Genomic DNA, 19,478 nt, shown 5'->3' with positions numbered 1-19,478 from the left:
CTTTCAGTTGTTCTTTAACCACGACATTGCTGTATCTGTATAAACTTTTGCTCCTTCAACCAACACAGACTCATCAAAAACAATAGTTGGATTATGGAGATTGATATTTTCTTCAGATGCCACCAAAAGAACGGTTGTTGTTGGAATCAATTGACTGATTTCGCCAAAATCTTCACTACCCATCAATGGTGTTGACATCGGAATAGCGACAATACGTTCTGCTCCAAATGTTTCTATCAGTGAATTTTTAGTAAATGCCGTTAATTCAGGATCATTCACATTGGTTGTGCAACCATTCGTGAAAACCACCTCAGCTTCGGCACGAAATGCTTTTGCGATATTTTCAGCGATTGCAACCATTCGTTCTTTGACCTGTCCACGGACCTCTTCTTTTAAGGTTCGTAAGGTTCCTTTCATCACTGTCGTTTCTGGAATAATATTAGAAGCACCTGGTGTTCCCCCAATAAATTCGCCGATGGTCAGCACAAACCGTTCCTCTGAACCAATTTCTCTCGCTGATAATTCTTGTAGCGCTGTATAAATATGGACAGCTACATTGATTGGATCGATTGATGTTTCAGGTTGGGATCCATGTCCCCCACGACCTTTGATATTGATTTCAAACCAATCCGCACTAGCCATAAAAGTCCCTTCTGGTGTTGGCATGATCTGACCTGCTTTAAACCCTTCAAATGGGAAAACATGGATCATCATGCCAGCATCTACTGTAGGATTTTCTAGTGCCTGATGTTTGATACAGTCTTTTGAACCTGAAAGTATTTCTTCCCCAGGTTGAAATAATAACTTCACTTGTCCGTCTAATTCATTTTCAAATTCTTTTAATAATTTTGCAGCACCAAGCAACATCGTTGTGTGCATATCATGACCGCAGGCATGCATATAGCCATTTTCGGATTTAAATGGTAGATCAGTCAGCTCGCGAATCGGCAGTGCATCCATATCACCTCTTAGTAAAAATGTTTTACCACTTTTTTTACCCGCCACAACGGTGACACCAGACTCTCCGCATGCTTTAGGTTCATAGCCGTATTCTGTGAGTCTCTCTTTTACAAAAGCCACAGTATTCGGTAAGTCCATCCCTATTTCTGGATTCTGATGTAAATGTCTTCTGATTTGAATTAGTTCGTCTTCTAAACTATCGGCAACTTTTTTTTGTGTTTCTGTCAGCATTATTTTTTCTCCTTTTCTTTTTAAATGAAATGACTTTCAATAAATTTGTAAAAACCAATCATGTACCCAAAGCGAACGGAAAAATTGCTTCTCTTATTATAGTACCAAATATTTCAGAATATTTGGTATATTTCTATTATTTTTTAGGGATTGTGTGGATTCCAAGACCTTGAAGCGTTTCATAAGCCTCGCCTATTCCTTCATTATACGTTGGATGTGGATGAACAATCGACATTACTTCCTCAATCGTCAACCAGTTAACAATTGCTGTCGTAAATTCACTGACCATATCTGTTGCCCGATCACACATCAGCTGCGCACCAATAATTTTGCCATTTTGTGCATTTGCAATGACTTTGATGAATCCTAATGAATTCCCTGCAATCATTGTTTTTCCGTTTCCCGCCATGTTGTATTTGCCAACATCCACAGAGATTCCTTGCCTGTTTGCCTCTTCTTCTGTCATTCCGACAGCAGCGATTTCAGGTGTAGTGTAAACACAAGAAGGAATTACCTCTAAATCATATTCCACTGCTTTTTGATTCATCGCCAAAACAGCATTCACGCCTTGTGCAGAAGCTACATAAGCCAATTGAGTGCCACGGCTTGCTACATCTCCGATGGCATAAATGCCTTTAATAGACGTTTCAAAAGCATCATTGACCCAAATACTTTGATTTTCAATTTCTACGTTCAAATCAGCTGAAAATACCTCTTCAAAGCTTGCTTTTCGACCAGTAGCAATCAAAACTGCATCACTTGTAACAGTTTTTTCTTTTCCTTTAGACGTATAGGTACAGGTCAACTGTTCCTCCTTAGAAATACCGGACACGATCGATTTGGTTGCTACTTTGATTCCTTGTTTTTTTAAAACCATTGCTAATTTTTTGGAAATTTCACTATCAAAATTTGGTAATAATGTATTAGCAGTTTCAATAATCGTTACATCACAACCTAACGCATTAAAAATCGAGGCAAACTCAACGCCAATCACTCCACCGCCGATAATGGTCATTTTTTTATAGGTATTTGGCTGTTTTAAAAGTTCGTTACTTGTTAATACACCTGGTAAATTGCTACCTGGAATCGGTGGAATCACTGGTTTTGAACCTGTTGCGATCATGATTTTTTCGGTCTCGTATCTTGATCCGTCAACGTCAATTACACCCACTTGGATGATTTGTGCTGATCCGAAAATCAATTCGATTTTATTTGCTTTGACCAAACCTTCGATTCCTTGAACGAGAGTCTCAACTACTTTATTTTTCTTTGCGTAAATTTCTTCCATGTTCATTTGGCTATCATCAATATAGATACCATATTCACTCGCGTTTTTTATTTCACGAACTGTTTCAGCTGAATGTAATAATGCTTTCGTCGGAATACAGCCTCGATTTAAACATGTTCCTCCTACTCGATCACGTTCAACAAGAGCTACTTTCATCCCCAGCTGAGCCGCTTTGATCGCTGCAACATATCCACCAGGCCCCGCCCCGATTATGATTAGATCATACCGCATACCATTCCTCCTTACTCTTTTGGTAAAAAGCATAGCGGGCTTATTTAATCTCGACTGAAAAATAGGAAAAATGAACTGCAATGCTCTTTATCACATTTTATTTTTCTTATTTCCTGAGAGACTAGCCTGCATAGCTAGATAACTCAAGGTAACAACGTTCCGCTTTGTACTTTTCAATAGCAGCTCATTTTATTCATTGTTTTCCAAAGCAAAGTCATAACGAACAATGGGATGTCTAGCAGCTCTTACTTCATCTACACGATGGATTTGAGCATGTAAAGGATATTCATGAAAAGCTTCCGGATTTTTATGAGCATCTTCATAAAGTTTACGATAAACGGCAATTGCATCATCCATCCGTTCTTTCGACTCTGTTTCTGGCGGTTCCACCATCAGAGCTTCCGGTACAGTTAAGGGGAAATACATCGTTGGCGGATACATATGATGATCTAAAATCCCTTTCGCTATATCTAGTGCTGTTACACCTGTTTCTTTTTTCAATTTATCTAAGCTAATTACAAATTCATGCATACAAGACTCGCCATATGGCACTTCAAAGATATCTTTTAATTCATGAAGCATGTAATTAGCATTTAATACTGCACTCTTGGAGGCAGACGAAATTCCTTCTGATCCTAAAAATAAAATATAGGTCAACGCTCGCAAGAAGACTGAAAATTGACCATAGAAGCCTTTTACTAATCCAATTGAATTCACAGGTCTCGTAAAGCCTATTTCCGCTCCTTCCTTGACTGGATAATAGTCCGGTAAAAATGGTTTTAATAATGATTTGCACCCAACAGCGCCAGATCCTGGGCCACCGCCACCATGTGGTGTTGAAAAGGTTTTGTGTAGATTTAAATGAATAATGTCAAAGCCCATATCACCTGGACGTGCAACACCCATAATGGCATTTAAATTTGCACCATCATAATAGTTCAATCCACCCGCATCATGAACGATTTTCGTGATTTCTAAAATATTTTTATCAAAGATCCCAGCTGTATTTGGGTTGGTCAACATCAAACCCGCGGTATCTTCCCCAACCGCAGCTCTCAGCGCTTCAATATCCACACAACCATAGTTATCTGATGGAATATTCACTGTGATCATCCCTGTCATTGCTACACTTGCAGGATTTGTTCCATGAGCAGAATCAGGGACAATAATTTTGTTTCGTTGTGGTTGACCATGCTTTTTGTGATACGCTTTGATCATCAATAAGCTAGTAAACTCACCATGTGCACCCGCTGCTGGTTGAAATGTTATTGCATTCATCCCCGTGATTTCTTTCAGCAACATTTCCGTCATGGTAAAAACTTCTAACGAACCTTGAACTGTATGCTCTGGCTGCAAAGGATGAATACTTGCAAAAGCGGGATAGGTAGCCATTTCATCATTGATTTTAGGATTGTATTTCATTGTGCAAGAACCTAAAGGATAAAAGCCATTATTGATACCAAATGTTGCATCTGCTAGTTCTGTATAATGTCGACTGATCTCAGGTTGAGGCAGTGAGGGCAAATGGAGTTCTTTTTGGCGCTTCATTTCTTCTGGAAGAGCCGTGGTTGGTACATCACATGGTGAAATCATTTCGTTATAATACCCTTCTACACTACGTTCAAAAATTAATTTCATTGTCCACACGCCTCCTTCACCAATGCAACGACTTCATCTATTTGTTCTTTCGTATTCATTTCTGTTACACACCATAGTAAACCTTGCTCTGTCGGATAGCCGCCTAAGATGTCATGTTCTTCTAATTTAGCTAGAACCACTTCATTTGCTACTGGAAAAGTTGTCACAAATTCGTGGAAAAAGGGACTATCATTCGTTCGTTTTACCCCTTTGATTTGCGTTAGTCCATCCAAAAGGTAATGAGCTTTGCTGTAACATTGCTCAGCTACTTCCTGAATACCCCGAGCGCCCATTGTACTCATATAAACAGCATTAGTTAAGGCGCACAGTGCCTGATTTGAACAAATATTAGAAGCTGCTTTCTCTCTACGAATATGTTGTTCACGAGCTTGCAGTGTTAAAACAAATGCTCGATCACCTGCTTCATCCACTGTTTCCCCTGCAATACGCCCAGGTAATTTACGAATCATTTTTTCTTTTGTCGCAATGAACCCAATATAAGGTCCACCAAAAGCTAATGGTATCCCAAATGGCTGTGAATCGCCAACCGCAATATCTGCCTCAACTTCACCAGCTGTCTTTAGTACCGTACTAGCAACTGGATTGACGCTCATAATAAATTTAGCTTTTGCTTCGTGAACCATTTCAGCGATTGCCTCGACAGGTTCAATTCCTCCATTATAGTTAGGTTGTTGGACAATAAAACAAGCGCTTGTATCATCTAATTTTTCTTTTAAAACAGATAAATCTGTCAATCCATCTTTCTCTGGAATCATCACAAATTCGATTTCTCTAGAACTAAAATAAGTCAACGCTGTTTGAATCGTCATTGGATTTGTCGTTTCTGAAATCAAAACCTTTAAGCGTTTTTTTTCTAAACACATATTGATCGCTTCAGCAGCAGCCGTTGCACCATCGTAAACAGAAGCATTCGTTGCATCCATTCCGGTAATTTCACAAATCATTGTTTGATATTCAAAAATCGACTGTAACAATCCTTGACTGATCTCTGGTTGATATGGCGTGTAAGACGTCATGAATTCTTCCTTTGCTGAAATTTGCTTTACAATAGCAGGAATATAGTGATTATAGGCACCCGCACCCCGAAAAATGCTGGAGAAGACTTTATTTTTCTTGCCCATCTTTTCTAAAATACGTCGTACTTCAAATTCTGATTTTCCCGCTGGAATAGCTAGATTTTTTATAATCATTTCTTTCGGGATATCCTGATATAGGTCACTCATATTTTTTAAACCGATCGTTCTCAGCATTTCTTGTTGTTGTTGTGGCGTTGAACCAAGATAGTTACCCATTCATTATGCCTCCTCAGCTTCTTCACAGAATTTTTTATATTCCTCAGCACTTAGCAAGTCTTCGATTTCGTCTACCCCTTCCACTTCAATTAACCATGACTCTAACGGTGCTGAATTGATCAACTCAGGACTGTCCAAAAGCTCTTCATTGACTGCTGTCACTGTAGCTGTGATTGGAGAATACGCTTCTGAAACAGCCTTGACAGATTCAATATCTGCAAACGATTCACCCTTGGTAACATCGTCACCCTCATCTGGTAAATCAATAAAAACGATATCACCTAATTGATCTTGTGCATAATCAGACAGACCGATTTTTACTTTATCTCCATCAAAAAGTACCCACTCATGTGATTTTGAAAACTTCAATTCCATAGCTTTTGTCATAATAAACGACTCCTTCTTTTTCAATTATTTTTTTACAAATGGTAGTGTGACAACTTCTGCTTTAATTTTTTTGCCTCTAACCTCAACTTCTATGGGAGAACCAATTTCTACACTATTTTTCTCAACTAAAGCCATTGCACAGGCTTTACTAATGAATGGACACATGGTGCCTGAGGTGGTCTGCCCGATTTTCTTATCATTAAAATACACATCAGCTCCTTCACGAACAATTCCTCGATCCGTTAACTGCAGACCGATTCGAGTAATTTTAGGTTCCCCTTTGTCAATGAGCGCTTTTTTGCCGATAAAATCTTCTTTTTTCATCTTGACGGCAAAATTTAAATCCGTTTCAAGAGGAGTAATTTCTTCTGTCATTTCATGACCATAAAGCGGCATCCCAGCCTCTAACCGTAACGTATCACGAGCTCCTAAGCCGCAGGGAATGATGTCATATTCTTGACCCGTTTCCAGTAATAAATTCCATAATTTGATTCCGTCTTCTGGTTTACAGTACAATTCATACCCAAATTCTCCGGTGTAACCGGTTCGTGATAATAGACACGTCACACCGCCTACATCCGCATTTTCAGTAAAGCTATAATATTTTTTAGGAATCTCTTCTTCTTTCGTTCGTTTTTCAATCATCTCTTTGGCAAATGCGCCTTGCAATGCAATTTGAACAAATTGATCCGATTGATCCGAAAATGCCACTTCACCAAATAAGTGTTCTTTCATCCATGCAACATCTTTTGCTCTATTCGCTGCATTGACTACTAATAAATATTTTTCATCGCTACATTTATAAACGAGTAGATCATCGATCACACCGCCGTTTTCATTACACATCAAGGTATATCTAACACGACCTACTTCTAAGTTACTAAAATCATTGGTTAACAAATAGTGCAAATTCGCTAAAGCATCTTTTCCTTCATAAACGACCTCTCCCATATGGGAAACATCGAATAATCCTACTTGATTTCGAACAGCTAAATGTTCTTTGATCACACCGCTGTCTTTGTACTGAACAGGTAGTGTGTAGCCAGCAAATGAAACCATTTTTCCACCGGCTTCAAGATGTGCGTCATATAAAGGTGTTTTTAAATCCATCTTTTCTACTCCTTTGCTTCTGTGTATTTTTAGTACTTAACCAATGACACCTCCAAGCTATCTAAACTATATAAAAAAACAGAGGAACAGGCATCTTAAAAAAATGCTAGTTCCTCTGTAAAAAACCTGAGAGATTCGTCTTCCTCTTGAAGAGTTGCTCCTTCGGTGCTTTCGCTTTCCAGAGTGATGTCCAATTACGGTCCTTTTACCTGAGATCTTCATGATCAATGATTTGCGTCATTGATTATTTATTCCTTCGGTGCTATGACTAGTCTCTCCCGTAATTCTCTTCCATCAACTTTATTTTAGGTCTATTTTTCGTTCTTTTTAGGCATTGAATAATATTGTTGTTCCCTCTTTAATTCAAAATACTGAGGTACAGAATTATCTAATCTACCGGCTTTTAATGACAAGGTTTGGATCATACGATTTTCATACAAATGAATATACAGTTGCTTTTCCTTACTATCGTAGGCACTGGTATATTGGGTGTACTGCACATCCGTCTGTGAACTGACTTTCACAACTCCTTTAGGAATATCAAAGCTATCTAAAATATGGAAAATTTGTTCTATTACCTGTTCATCATCTACTTTTTCAGAAAAGTGTTTTAGATAGACTGCACGAATAAAACGAGATTGTGGAGTAAAATCGCCTGGGATTCCGAGCAAACCAGATCCTTTACCATTTGAAAACACATAAAGATTATCCATCTGAATAGCTGGTGCGATCATGTCACTAAGTCCTACGTAATTTTGAAGATTGGTTAAATGCCAGTCAAATTTTGGGCTGTTCGTAAAAACTCCCACAGGATTATCATATATTTCATAGCCGCCTTCAATCGATGGTTCTACAACGATCGATGCACCAGATTCATCTTGGAAAATGTAGTGCTGCGGAATGCCAACCTGATTGTCAACAATTGCAATCGCTGTCTCTTGATTGACTCGCTCTTTTATTGCCGCAACTGATGCATAATTTGTTAAGGCATAGGTCACAAATTCAGCGCCAGCCAATGGCAATTTTCCCATCTTGCGAATTTCATCCGATTCAACATAGCGATTATCATTGCCGAAATAAAAAGAGCCACCCATTAATCCTTTTTCATTCACTCCGTCTACTAATAATGGATTACCAGCTAGAGCTATACCCATTGCAGCAAAATGTGTCCTATAATGATCCAATGATGTACTTAAATCATAATTTTTAGGGATAATCGCACCGTCGTAATCCAACAATACATTAAATTCTTGTGTCCGTCCCCAATAGCTGTTCCCTAATTTAGATTTCACTGTGATTCCCGTACACATCTTCTCACACCCTTTTACTTTTTTCAAAATTCTGAATTAGGATTTCTGATTTTTTTGAATCAATAACGTGATCCCTCCAGAAACAACGAATGAAACGCCAATAAATAAAAATGAACTGAAGAAGCCGCCATTAGAAAATTGAATCAATGCCCCAATAATAGTCGGCGCCACAAACCCACCTGAAACACCAATCGCATTGATCGTCGCATATTTAGCAGAAACTTCATCTGAAGGGAATATTTTCACTGGGATGCTCATTAGCGTCGCAAAAGCTAAACTAGCAAAAGCCACCGCACAAGCTAATGAAATCATGCTCATGAAGAATGATCCGACAACTGAAACTAGAAGAGCAAAAAGTCCGCCACCTATCGTTGCGACAAAAATCACCTTTTTTTCTTTTCCAATAAAATATTTATTGACCATAACCCCGCCTAACATCGCTGCCACCATTGTGAAAAAGCCAATAACTGCCGTTACATAAGCCGTTTGAGTTAGAGCCAGTCCGTGCGCTTCGACTAGATAAGTCGCCATCCAGCCATTTAGTCCATAAATTGCAGCATTGATGAAAAACGCTGCAAATATCAAAATCCAAACATTTTTATCCTGTAATACTTCTCTGAATGAAATCGTACGCTTATTTTTTAAATGCTCTTTTACTCCACCAAATTCTTTAGGAATCACAACATACATCAATACTGCAATCAAAAGAACCACCGCCCCTAAAATATAATAAGTCCTATGCCAACCAACTTGAAGTAAAAGTGGCGCAATCAGTAAGGGACCAACAATTGCCGCAAAACCTGATGAAGCGATCATAGTCGATTGTGCCGGCCCACGTTTTTCTATTGGCAATTCTTGTGAAATGAACGTGCTGACAGAAGACGGATAACCCGAATGAGCAACCGCACCTGTCATGAAACGAACTAAAATCAAATACAATAAAGAAAAGCCAAACCCGAATAAAAATAGAAAAATTCCTACTAAAAAAACGGAGATGATCATCATTTTTCTCGTACCAATCTTACTTGATAAATACCCAAAAGGAATTTGAAAAACTGTATACCCTAGAAAAAAGGCGCTCAACACCAAACCCTTTTGCTGCGGATCAAATCCTAAATCATTTGCAATCGTCACCAGTGACATACCAATTGTTGTTTTATCGATATAAATACATGTGTATCCTAAAAAAATAGCTGCCAGCATCCAATGAATATTTCTCGTCTTCTTATTTTCCATATTTTCACTCCTAACGAAAGAAAGCGCTTTCTATTTATGATTATCCTTGATATTCAGAAAAAGTCAATAACTGAAAGCAATTATTTTACATAAAGTTAAAATAAATTATTTCGATAGACTTCTATACGTCTACTATCAAAAAGAGAGTGAGAAAAGTTATCAACTTTTCTCACTCCCTTTTTGCTTAGTACAGAGTTAACGATTTTTTTCCAATGTATTACTTAGACGTCCAAATTCTTCTAGTGACAATGTTTCACCACGACGTGATGGGTCAATTTCCGCTTCGGATAAGCTTTGGGTTAACCATGCTTTTGTCTCATCATCTTTACCATAGTAATGAATCAGGTTATTCCATAGTGTTTTACGACGTAACTGGAAAGACGCTTTTGTTAATTTGAAGAATTCTTTTTCATTTGTTACCTCAACGGCTGGTTTGTCACGTTTAGTTAATTTGATGATGGCAGAATCAACATTTGGTTGCGGGATAAAGACCGTTTTCGGTACAATAAACGCGATACTTGCTTCCATAAAGTACTGGACTGCGATTGATAGCGAGCCATAAGCTTTTGTTCCGGGTTTTGCTGAGATTCGATCTGCGACTTCTTTTTGCATCATAACGATCATTTCTTGGACATCTAAATCAGATTCTAAAAAGTGCATCATGATCGGTGTTGTAATGTAATAAGGTAAATTGGCAACAACTTTGATTGGACGCTCTTCTTTAAAAACTTCTTTGGTTGTACCGACTAAATCGGCTCTTAGTACATCATTATGGACAACTGTGACATTTTGATACGGACTCATTGTCTCTTCTAAAACAGGAATCAGGCGATCATCGATTTCAAAAGCTAAGACTTGGGCTGCGTTTTTGGCTAGCTGTTCTGTTAAAGCCCCAATACCAGGACCTACTTCTACTACATTAGTATGGGTATCGATTCCTGCTGTTTCAACGATTTTGCGTAAAATATTTGGTTCGGTCAAAAAATTTTGTCCTAAACTTTTTTTGAATGAAAAGCCATGTTTCTTCAAAATTTCTTTGGTTCTTGAAGGAGTGGCGATTTCTTTGTACTCTGTCAAATTGATTCCTCCGATTTTTCACTAGGTAAGTCGTTTATATTATGCATTGCCTCTATCAATTCTTTTTCTGTGATACGAAACATTTTCAAGCGTTTGGTCAATTGCTTGCTATTGGTATAACCAATGCGCAATTCATCTCCTAATTTTTCACGACGTTCTTTTGCACGAGCTCCCGCTATTAAACCATATTCAATCAAGGTTTGTCTAGCTATTTCTTGGTAATCATCTGATTCAATAACAGGCGTCACTACTTTTTCTAGTGCTTCTAAAATCGCTTCATCACTGGCATGTTCCACACCTAAGCTATTCCCTCTTTTTTTAGGGGCAGCAAGTTGTCGTGAGAGAAACGCATGCTGGGCATCGGGAACAACTTCCATGATCGTTTTACGAATTTTTTCACCTGAAAAATCTGGATCAGTGAAAATGATCACGCCGCGTGTTTCTTGTGCATGCTCGATTTGTTCTAGAATATCCTCATTGATTGCTGAGCCAATCGTTTCGATCGTATCAGCATCCACAACTTCTTGGATACGTCTGGTATCGTCTTTTCCTTCAACGACAATAATTTCTTCAATTCTCAATTTGTCTGTCATTTATCTAACCTAAATAAGCGATGAGCATTCGTAGTTGTTTGCTTCGCAATTTCTTCAAATGGGACTTCTCGTAATTCTGCGATTTTCTCTACTACATAACGGGTATAGCCTGGTTCGTTACGTTTGCCTCGGTAGGGAACAGGTGCTAAATACGGTGCATCAGTCTCGACTAATAAACGATCTAACGGCACTGCCTTGGCTACTTCTTGCACTTCTAAAGCTTTCTTGAACGTAACAACGCCACTTAGAGAAATATGCATGCCCATCTCTAAAAATTTTGCCATCCACTCAGGGTCACCACTAAAGCTATGCATGATTCCGCCAATATCACGAATATCTTCTTCTTTTAAAATCTTGTATGTGTCTTCCATCGCATCCCGTGTATGAATACTGATTGGTAAATTCATTTCTTTGGCGATTGCGATTTGACGTCGAAACACACGATCTTGAACCTCTTTTGGATCTTCCATCCAATAATAATCTAAACCGATTTCGCCAAGTGCGACTACTTTAGGCGTGGTTAATAATTGCTGAATTTTTTTCTCGATTTCAGGTGTATAGCTCCCTGCTTCTGTTGGGTGCCATCCGATAATACTTTGGATTTCTTTATATTGTTGGCTAAGCTCCAGAGATTTTTCGATCGTTGGTGTATCAAAACCAACCACCGCCATCTCCGTTACACCTAATTCTTTCGCACGTTGAATTGTTTCTGGAATATCTTCATTAAATTGTTCTGCATTTAAATGGGTATGAGAATCAAAAATCAAGTAAACCCCTCCTCTGTCTTCTATACTTTATCACATTTTAACCAAAATCTGAATGGACAGCACTGATAAATTATCAGCTTCTTATAATTGCTTTATTCAACAAAATAGCTTATACTATTCGGTCACGGCAATTTATGTCAGGAGGAACCCCTATGTCAAACGAGCGTACACAAGAAACCCAGCATCTGCACCAAGTTTACGAGGAATTGACCCAAGCAAAAGATGTCTATCAAACCGCTATTGATGATGTTAATATGACAGGACAATCAGTATTAGACCAATTTAGCGGTGATACTAAACTAAATTTCGACAGTTATTCTGATAACTTAGAGACATTTGCCGTAATGGAAATGAAAAATAGAGAAATCGATCAATTAAATTTGCAGCAGGCAACTGCGGCTAAACAATTAGAAAAAGTCGAACGCCTACTTCAAGTCCCTTATTTTGGAAAAATCGATGTGACTTTTTTAGATGATGGTGCGGATCGTGACGTTTTTTATATCGGCATGAATGATTTTACCAATTTGGATGGAGAATCACGAATTTACGACTGGCGTTCACCGATTGCTTCTCTTTTTTACAATAATGTTTTAGGCGACAGCAATTATCATGTCAGCAACAATGAAATTCCTGTTACCTTAAATTTGAAAAGACAATTGATCCTTGAAGAAGATCGTTTGATCAACTTTTTTGATACCAGCCTTGCGATTCAGGATGATATTTTACTTCATACACTTGAGGCTGATTCTTCTCAATATATGAAAGATATCACGACGACGATTCAACAAGAGCAAAATGAGATCATCCGTGATGAAAGTCATCCCTTGCTTTTAGTCAATGGCATCGCCGGCAGTGGGAAAACGTCTGCAATCATGCAACGGATTGCTTATTTACTTTATAATCATCGGACTAAAATCACTGCCGATGATATTTTACTGCTTTCTCCTAATTCAACTTTTATTGACTATATTTCTCAAGTATTGCCAAATTTAGGGGAGCGGAATCCCATGAATTTGACGTTGCTGCAATTTCTTAAATTTACCTTTCGGGAAAAAGCACCCATTGAAAGTGAAGCAGCTTATTTTAAACGAATCACTGCTGAACAAGTCGCTACCCAACAAAGAGTGATTCAGTCACAGAAATTTGTGGACTTCATTCAATATTTTCAAGATGCATCTCTCATTCAACAATCGCTATTCCAACCAATTTTATTCAAACGAAAAACACTATTTTCTGCTGAATTGATTTTTGGTTTATATCAAGAAACCCCAACGAATTTATCGATCAGAGATCGACTTTCTGCAACAAAGGAAAAGCTTTCAAGTTTGTGGAATCGTTATTTGATCAAGCAAGCGAAATCGAAACAAATGATCGATCAGATGCAAGACTTAACTGAAACAGAACAATTACGCTATTTTGACATGACTTTTACAGAAGAAGATGAGGAACAATTAGCAGAATTTGCCCTTCAACGATTGCAACAAAAATACCGCAAAGTAGTGACTGCGATTGCTGATTTTACTTGGTTTGATCAATGGTTACTTTTTGAAGCATTGTATCAACAGTATCAGCAAGAGACGTATGAACGAGTAACGACCGCCTATACGGCAGATGAAGTCGTAATTTTGTTATTGCTCAAAGATACATTTATTGAAGATTTATCGAATCGACAAATGGCGTTTATTTTGGTAGATGAAGTACAAGATTATACTGAAGCTCAAATTCTTTTATTGCTTAAATTATTCCCGCAAGCGAACTTTACTTTAGCTGGAGATGAAAATCAGGCGATTTTTAATACATCGATCAGCTTTATGGCATTGAAAGAGTTGTTATCCGCTTCCAGTCGTTCTGTTACTTCGTATCAATTATTGAATAGCTATCGCTCAAGCAAAGAAATTACACAGCTATTCCAAACGTTAGTGACAAATCATGAGAAACTCAAGATTGTTTCTATCCGAAAAGATGGCGAAAAACCGACCTTTATTTCATGTAAAGATGAAGCGAGTTATCTAAATACTCTTATTTCTATTTTGGATTCATTGGCACAGAAAGAAGATACTGTAGTGATTACCAAAACAGCGTCCGAAGCAGCATTATTGAAACAGCAGCTTCTACAAAAAAATAGTGCTTTTGATGCCCAAATTCTTTCGATTGATATGGCAAAAGGGCTTGAATTTGATAATGTGATCATCCACGATCCTTCTACCGTGCGTTATGGGACAACTGAAAGAGAGAAGAAAATTCTTTATACAGCAATTTCTCGGGGGATGAAACAGGTATTTCTACCTTATATCGGGGAGATTTCTGAGTTGCTTGCCTCTAAGTAATATTAAAAACGAATCCATGCTACTTAATGAATTCTTAAAAACATCAGGCTAAAACAACCGACTTTAGCCCGATGTTTTTTTATCTATTCAGCAGTAAACTTAATTCCAGTCTAATTTTCAATTTGATAGGAGTGAGTGCTTTTGAAAAATTTCTTCGAAGATTCTGACTTTCTGAAATCAACGATTCAAAAAAATGTTACGATCCAGAGGAAGCCTCAAGTTAATACAGTTTGGCATTGGCTTTTATTGATTCTGTTCGGTTTATTGGCTTATGGAACGATGACACAGCAATTTCTGCTGATTGCTCTTTTTATTGTGATTGCAGCAATTGTAAAGGGACCCTTGATGATTTTATGGGGAGCTATTTATGCCACCTTGGTTGCATTTTTTCCACCACTAGGAATTGTGTTATCCATTGTATTTTTTTTGATCAATCTTGAAACGATTGCTAAAAGTTGGCGTATTTCATTGACGAGTGCCTATTTTTATTTGGTCCCGCTGATTGGCAGTATTTTTCGCTTTGCCATAAAAAATGAGTCGAGCTACGCTGTTCTAACTTTTGTAGCTCTTGGTATCTTAGGCCTACATTTTTTATTAAACTGGTTATATAAATACAATAGCTTGAGCCGAACTTTGGCTTGGTCGATCATCAGTGTTCCTTATGCGATTTTGATCATGCTTTTACCCGCTCGTTTCCACAAATTTAAATCAAATAAAAAATTAAGATTTTAGTTGATGATAGGCGTAAACAGCCAAAATAGACAGCACTTTTACTTAGGAAGTGCTGTTTATTTTGGCCGTTTAACTCAACCCAATAGCACGGAACCATTTTTGTAATCTCTCCTCTGTCAACTCATTTCGTAATTGAATACATCTGTTCATCTAATAACGTTACTTCCTTTAAAAGCATGCTACTTCACTCCTATTTTAATAATTTTGTTTTGTAGGAATCACACCTCTTACTCCGCCTTTAGGATTCTCTAGATCGCCAACATATCTAGGAATTAGATGGATATGACAATGCATAATACTTTGACCAGCATATACACCACAGTTGGTCCCAATATTATAACCTACGGGTTGATAGTTTTTTTCTAGTAGTTGTTTCCCTGCTTGAATCAGTTCCTCGACTGCTTGTTTTTCCACTTGTGATAAATCGAAATAGTCACTTCTATGATTTTTAGGTATGATCAACAAATGTCCTTCATTCACAGGAAATTTATCATAAAATGCTCCAGCTAATTCATTTTCTAAAACAAAATCCGATATCTCGCAAAAAATACACATCGTACTCCTCCTTTGAACTGAAACTCTAGTTACTCAAGTAAATTTTCTGTGCCCTGATCGTTTACACAATGACCGTTCTATCGTAATAGAAAAAGCGATAGCTTTGTACAAATCAAATCACTGATTTGATTGTAGAAGCTACCGCTTATTTATGATCTTTTAAATGGTTCCCGCTTCTAGCGCTTTGTCTAGTGCTTCATTTAATTTTTTCATTTGTTTGTCGTTGAAAATTTCTTTCGCCTCTTCACGTGCTTCACTAGCTTTTGCTTCGGTGACGGCACTTGGATTGGCTTCGATTTGTTCGATCATTGCATCTAATTGAGCATCGATCAGCTCTTGCATATCTGGATCATCTTTTAAATCACTGTAATCATATATATCATCTTCTAACTCGAAATCCGAATCGTCCGAAATAGTTCCAGTGATCTCTGCTAAAATTTCTTCCAACTCATCTTGGCTGATGATTTCTTTTTTACTTGGTATTTTGATTTTTGCACTATTTTTTTGTGGTTGTACTGAGATTGCCATGACCATAGTCATGGACGCTGCATCTTCATCAGTTGCTGCAATAGCAATTTCTGTATCAAAGGCTTTTGTTTTTTGATTGATACTGACCTTTATATCCATTTTGTCCATGTCTTTTTTCAGTGATTTGATGGCATCTTTCATTTCTTTCGCATCATCTGATTTTTTGTAGTCTTTGTCTTCTTTGGCAACTTCATCGATTTTTTCCATCATTCTAATAATTTCTTTTTTAGTAAAGGTATGTGTGATAACATCCTTATCTTTTTTAAACGAATCTTTATCGAAGCTTTCAATTAATTTTTTCATTTCGCTTCCCATTTTGGACTCTTCCATATTTACAAAAGTTTTATCCTTCAATGGCTTCGTTTTCTTGTCTAATTCACCTGATGAAAGTGTATCACCAGCTTCAGCAATATCAATATATTTTCCTTTTAGTTTATTCAAATCGCTTTTACTAAGCTCAAAGGGATAACCAAATGAATTGGCTAAATCCAACAATCCAGAGACAAAACTAGTAGACATATAGTAGTTCTCTTTATTTCCGACGAATTGGAATGGTAATTTTTCACCAAACAAATTTGCTGTAATTTCCATTTCCACCGTATCTTTTTTCTCATCGACCGCATAGCTTCCATCAATACTCATATCTTTCAGTTGACTAGCAAACATTTTGACATAGGCGCCGCCTTCATCCCCATCATACGTTAAATCCTTGATCTTCATTTCAAAACTTGCTGCATTATACTCTTGTCCTTTAGAGCTAAACATGGCATTAGTAAATTCTTTTCTAGGATCTGATCCACATGCTGCTAATAACAAAATCACTACACTTGTGATGATCCCCAACAGATACTTTTTCACTTTCATCCAACATTCTCCTTATTTCCAATTCAATTATTTTGTTCTATCATAATGATACAATAAAATAAGTTTATTTGATATAATTTTTAGCGATATTATTTTTTTACTTATATTTATATAAAATCATCCTTGCCTTTTTGTAAATAATTAAAAAAAAAGAAACAGCTAATTCTATGTAAGATAACTCTTAGCATAGAGGCTGTTACTCTTCTTTATATGTTCTACTGTTTTAATTAGGCAATGCTTGCCCCGTTCGGCATATCTTTCGGTGCGTCAACGATCTGTAGTTTACCTTCTGGTGATTCAGCGGAAAGAATCATTCCCTGACTGATCTGACCACGCATTTTTCTTGGTTTTAAGTTCGCTACAATCACGACTTTTCTACCGATCAATGCACTTGGGTCTGGATAAAATTCAGCAATTCCAGAAAGGATTTGACGATCTTGTTCATCACCTGCATCTAAGCGGAATTGTAATAATTTATCTGCACCTTTGACTTTTTTACAATCAATGACTTCAGCAACTTTTAATTCTACCTTGTCGAAATCCTCATACTTGATTTCTTTTTCTTTCGTTGAAATAAGCTCTGTTTCTTCTGGATTCCATTTGATTTCTTCTGTCGTTGTTTGGGCGTTTTGCGCCATTTTCTTTTGAATGTAGAGAACTTCCGTGTCAATCTCTAAACGAGGGAAAATTGGGGTCCCTTTTGCAACAACTTTAATATCTGTTGGAAACTCACCAAAATGGATGACTTCCATATTCATTGTTTCCGAATCTAACCCTAATTGTTCAAAGATTTTTTTGGGTGTTTCAGTCATCACTGGTTGTAAAAGGATCGCTACAATCCGTAAACTTTCAGCTAAATGGACCATCACACTATCTAATTCATTTTTCTTTTCTTCATCTTTTGCTAGAACCCATGGTTGTGTTTCATCAATATATTTATTGGCACGTGAAATCAATGTCCAAACCTCAGCAATTGCCGTATTGAATTCCATTTTTTCCATTGATTCATGATATTTTCCGATTACATTTGCCGCAGTTGTAGATAATTCACTATCAAAAGGCGTTACTTTTGAGGCATAGGTCGGAACCTGTCCTTCACAATATTTATTGATCATTGCAATCGTACGATTTAAAAGGTTACCTAAGTCGTTCGCCAAATCGTAGTTTAAACGAGAAACAAAATCTTCTGGTGTGAAGACGCCATCACTTCCAAATGGAATCGCACGCAATAAATAATAACGTAATGCGTCTAAGCCGTAACGGTCGACCAAAATCTCAGGATAAACAACATTTCCTTTAGATTTAGACATTTTTCCATCTTTCATCAATAACCAACCATGTCCAAAAATTTTCTTTGGTAGTGGTAATTCTAACGCCATCAACATGATTGGCCAATAAATCGTATGAAAACGAACGATTTCTTTGCCGACCATGTGAACATTTGCCGGCCAATATTTTTTAAACAAGCTGTCATCTTCTGAGCCGTAGCCTAATGCGGTAATGTAATTTGATAATGCATCGATCCATACATAAACAACATGTTTTGGATCATTCGATAGAGGAATTCCCCAAGAAAATGTTGTACGTGAGACAGCCAGATCTTCTAAACCTGGTTTGATGAAATTGTTGATCATTTCATTTTTACGTGATTCTGGTTGGATAAATTCTGGATGTTCATTGTAATATGCTAACAAGCGGTCCGCGTATTTGCTCATACGAAAGAAATACGATTCTTCTTTTACCAATTCAACATCGTGCCCACTAGGTGCTTTACCACCGATCACTTTGCCTTCATCATCACGATACACTTCAGCTAGTTGTGTTTCAGTAAAGTATTCCTCATCTGACACAGAATACCAGCCTTCATATTCACCAAGGTAAATATCACCTTGTGCTAATAAGCGATCAAAAATTTGCTGAACAGCTTTTTTATGGTAATCATCTGTTGTACGGATAAACTTATCATAGCTGATATCAAGCGTTTTCCATAACTTTTGAACATCTGCTGCCATTTTATCGACATATTCTTTTGGTGTAACGCCTAATTCCGAGGCTTTATTTTCAATTTTTTGTCCGTGCTCATCCACACCTGTTAAGTAAAATACATCAAAGCCCATCAAACGTTTGTAACGGGCCATCGCATCACAGGCAATCGTTGTATAAGAATTGCCGATATGTAGTTGTCCGCTTGGATAATAAATCGGGGTGGTGATATAAAATGTTTCTTTTTCTGACATGTAGAAACATCCTCCTTCTAGCATTCTCTTGAAATTACTCCTAAATAGTATACCACACTTGGCTTTATTGAACTAGAAATCCTGTTATTTTCTC

General features: G+C 37.4%; 16 protein-coding genes and 1 riboswitch. Of the genes, 2 read left to right on the top strand and 14 right to left on the bottom strand.

Annotated features, from left to right (window positions below; all coding sequences use genetic code 11):
- Window positions 1-3: 3 nt before the first annotated feature.
- The 11 genes from IGJ55_RS03500 to IGJ55_RS03450 all read right to left on the bottom strand — a co-directional run bounded on the left by IGJ55_RS03500 (window position 4) and on the right by IGJ55_RS03450 (window position 12,141).
- Complete coding sequence (locus IGJ55_RS03500) at window positions 4-1,191, bottom strand: M20 metallopeptidase family protein (protein WP_069639307.1); 1,188 nt, start codon at window positions 1,189-1,191, stop codon at window positions 4-6.
- Between the two features lie 136 nt (window positions 1,192-1,327).
- Window positions 1,328-2,710, bottom strand: coding sequence for a dihydrolipoyl dehydrogenase (gene lpdA, locus IGJ55_RS03495; protein ID WP_430607308.1), 1,383 nt, complete (start codon window positions 2,708-2,710; stop codon window positions 1,328-1,330).
- Between the two features lie 189 nt (window positions 2,711-2,899).
- The gene (gene gcvPB / locus IGJ55_RS03490) at window positions 2,900-4,348 is read right to left on the bottom strand and encodes an aminomethyl-transferring glycine dehydrogenase subunit GcvPB (RefSeq protein ID WP_069639309.1); all 1,449 of its coding nucleotides are present in this window, start codon (window positions 4,346-4,348) and stop codon (window positions 2,900-2,902) included.
- Window positions 4,345-5,661: an aminomethyl-transferring glycine dehydrogenase subunit GcvPA gene (gcvPA, locus tag IGJ55_RS03485; protein WP_430607306.1), complete on the bottom strand. Its 1,317-nt coding sequence runs from the start codon at window positions 5,659-5,661 to the stop codon at window positions 4,345-4,347. The genes gcvPB and gcvPA overlap by 4 nt, the downstream gene beginning before the upstream one ends.
- Window positions 5,662-5,664: 3 nt before the next feature.
- Complete coding sequence (gcvH, locus tag IGJ55_RS03480) at window positions 5,665-6,048, bottom strand: glycine cleavage system protein GcvH (RefSeq protein WP_069639311.1); 384 nt, start codon at window positions 6,046-6,048, stop codon at window positions 5,665-5,667.
- Window positions 6,049-6,072: 24 nt separating this feature from the next.
- Window positions 6,073-7,158: a glycine cleavage system aminomethyltransferase GcvT gene (gene gcvT / locus IGJ55_RS03475; RefSeq protein ID WP_069639312.1), complete on the bottom strand. Its 1,086-nt coding sequence runs from the start codon at window positions 7,156-7,158 to the stop codon at window positions 6,073-6,075.
- 187 nt (window positions 7,159-7,345) lie between these two features.
- Window positions 7,346-7,449, bottom strand: a riboswitch (glycine riboswitch).
- Window positions 7,450-7,469: 20 nt separating this feature from the next.
- On the bottom strand, window positions 7,470-8,468 hold the full coding sequence (locus IGJ55_RS03470; RefSeq protein WP_430607305.1) for a linear amide C-N hydrolase: 999 nt from the start codon (window positions 8,466-8,468) through the stop codon (window positions 7,470-7,472).
- Window positions 8,469-8,504: 36 nt separating this feature from the next.
- Window positions 8,505-9,704, bottom strand: coding sequence for an MFS transporter (locus IGJ55_RS03465; protein ID WP_430607304.1), 1,200 nt, complete (start codon window positions 9,702-9,704; stop codon window positions 8,505-8,507).
- Window positions 9,705-9,899: 195 nt separating this feature from the next.
- Window positions 9,900-10,781: a 16S rRNA (adenine(1518)-N(6)/adenine(1519)-N(6))-dimethyltransferase RsmA gene (gene rsmA / locus IGJ55_RS03460; protein ID WP_430607303.1), complete on the bottom strand. Its 882-nt coding sequence runs from the start codon at window positions 10,779-10,781 to the stop codon at window positions 9,900-9,902.
- A complete protein-coding gene (gene rnmV / locus IGJ55_RS03455; protein WP_181429541.1) occupies window positions 10,778-11,374 on the bottom strand; it encodes a ribonuclease M5 in 597 nt (198 codons plus the stop codon). Before rnmV ends, rsmA begins: the two co-directional genes overlap by 4 nt.
- Window positions 11,371-12,141, bottom strand: a complete 771-nt coding sequence (locus IGJ55_RS03450; protein WP_429950245.1) for a TatD family hydrolase — start codon at window positions 12,139-12,141, stop codon at window positions 11,371-11,373. Before IGJ55_RS03450 ends, rnmV begins: the two co-directional genes overlap by 4 nt.
- A gap of 152 nt (window positions 12,142-12,293) precedes the next feature.
- On the opposite strand from IGJ55_RS03450, the gene IGJ55_RS03445 reads away from it, so the two are divergent.
- Entirely contained in the window at window positions 12,294-14,468 is a 2,175-nt protein-coding gene (locus tag IGJ55_RS03445) for a HelD family protein (protein ID WP_429950243.1), read from the top strand.
- 141 nt (window positions 14,469-14,609) lie between these two features.
- Entirely contained in the window at window positions 14,610-15,200 is a 591-nt protein-coding gene (locus IGJ55_RS03440; RefSeq protein WP_430607302.1) for a hypothetical protein, read from the top strand.
- 195 nt (window positions 15,201-15,395) lie between these two features.
- Here IGJ55_RS03440 and IGJ55_RS03435 read toward each other — a convergent pair whose 3' ends face one another.
- The 3 genes from IGJ55_RS03435 to metG all read right to left on the bottom strand — a co-directional run bounded on the left by IGJ55_RS03435 (window position 15,396) and on the right by metG (window position 19,384).
- Window positions 15,396-15,755, bottom strand: coding sequence for an HIT family protein (locus tag IGJ55_RS03435; protein WP_069639320.1), 360 nt, complete (start codon window positions 15,753-15,755; stop codon window positions 15,396-15,398).
- A gap of 159 nt (window positions 15,756-15,914) precedes the next feature.
- Window positions 15,915-17,147 carry a hypothetical protein gene (locus IGJ55_RS03430; RefSeq protein ID WP_429950241.1) on the bottom strand — a complete coding sequence of 411 codons (1,233 nt, stop codon included), beginning with the start codon at window positions 17,145-17,147 and terminating at the stop codon, window positions 15,915-15,917.
- A 227-nt stretch (window positions 17,148-17,374) separates the two neighbouring features.
- Window positions 17,375-19,384, bottom strand: coding sequence for a methionine--tRNA ligase (metG, locus tag IGJ55_RS03425; protein ID WP_429950239.1), 2,010 nt, complete (start codon window positions 19,382-19,384; stop codon window positions 17,375-17,377).
- Window positions 19,385-19,478 lie beyond the last annotated feature (94 nt).

This window comes from Enterococcus sp. AZ170, from assembly GCF_050545135.1.
Taxonomy (GTDB): Bacteria; Bacillota; Bacilli; order Lactobacillales; family Enterococcaceae; genus Enterococcus_L; species Enterococcus_L ureilyticus.
Note: the sequence above shows the minus strand (reverse complement) of the source record. Positions and strands in the feature narration are given on the sequence as shown.

Bases quoted from the DNA above. Each gene is read 5' to 3' on its own strand.
- IGJ55_RS03500 (WP_069639307.1), bottom strand. From the start codon at position 1,191: ATGCTGACAGAAACACAAAAAAAAGTTGCCGATAGTTTAGAAGACGAA.
- lpdA (WP_430607308.1), bottom strand. From the start codon at position 2,710: ATGCGGTATGATCTAATCATAATCGGGGCGGGGCCTGGTGGATATGTT.
- gcvPB (WP_069639309.1), bottom strand. From the start codon at position 4,348: ATGAAATTAATTTTTGAACGTAGTGTAGAAGGGTATTATAACGAAATG.
- gcvPA (WP_430607306.1), bottom strand. From the start codon at position 5,661: ATGGGTAACTATCTTGGTTCAACGCCACAACAACAACAAGAAATGCTG.
- gcvH (WP_069639311.1), bottom strand. From the start codon at position 6,048: ATGACAAAAGCTATGGAATTGAAGTTTTCAAAATCACATGAGTGGGTA.
- gcvT (WP_069639312.1), bottom strand. From the start codon at position 7,158: ATGGATTTAAAAACACCTTTATATGACGCACATCTTGAAGCCGGTGGA.
- IGJ55_RS03470 (WP_430607305.1), bottom strand. From the start codon at position 8,468: ATGTGTACGGGAATCACAGTGAAATCTAAATTAGGGAACAGCTATTGG.
- IGJ55_RS03465 (WP_430607304.1), bottom strand. From the start codon at position 9,704: ATGGAAAATAAGAAGACGAGAAATATTCATTGGATGCTGGCAGCTATT.
- rnmV (WP_181429541.1), bottom strand. From the start codon at position 11,374: ATGACAGACAAATTGAGAATTGAAGAAATTATTGTCGTTGAAGGAAAA.
- IGJ55_RS03445 (WP_429950243.1), top strand. From the start codon at position 12,294: ATGTCAAACGAGCGTACACAAGAAACCCAGCATCTGCACCAAGTTTAC.
- IGJ55_RS03435 (WP_069639320.1), bottom strand. From the start codon at position 15,755: ATGTGTATTTTTTGCGAGATATCGGATTTTGTTTTAGAAAATGAATTA.
- IGJ55_RS03430 (WP_429950241.1), bottom strand. From the start codon at position 17,147: ATGAAAGTGAAAAAGTATCTGTTGGGGATCATCACAAGTGTAGTGATT.
- metG (WP_429950239.1), bottom strand. From the start codon at position 19,384: ATGTCAGAAAAAGAAACATTTTATATCACCACCCCGATTTATTATCCA.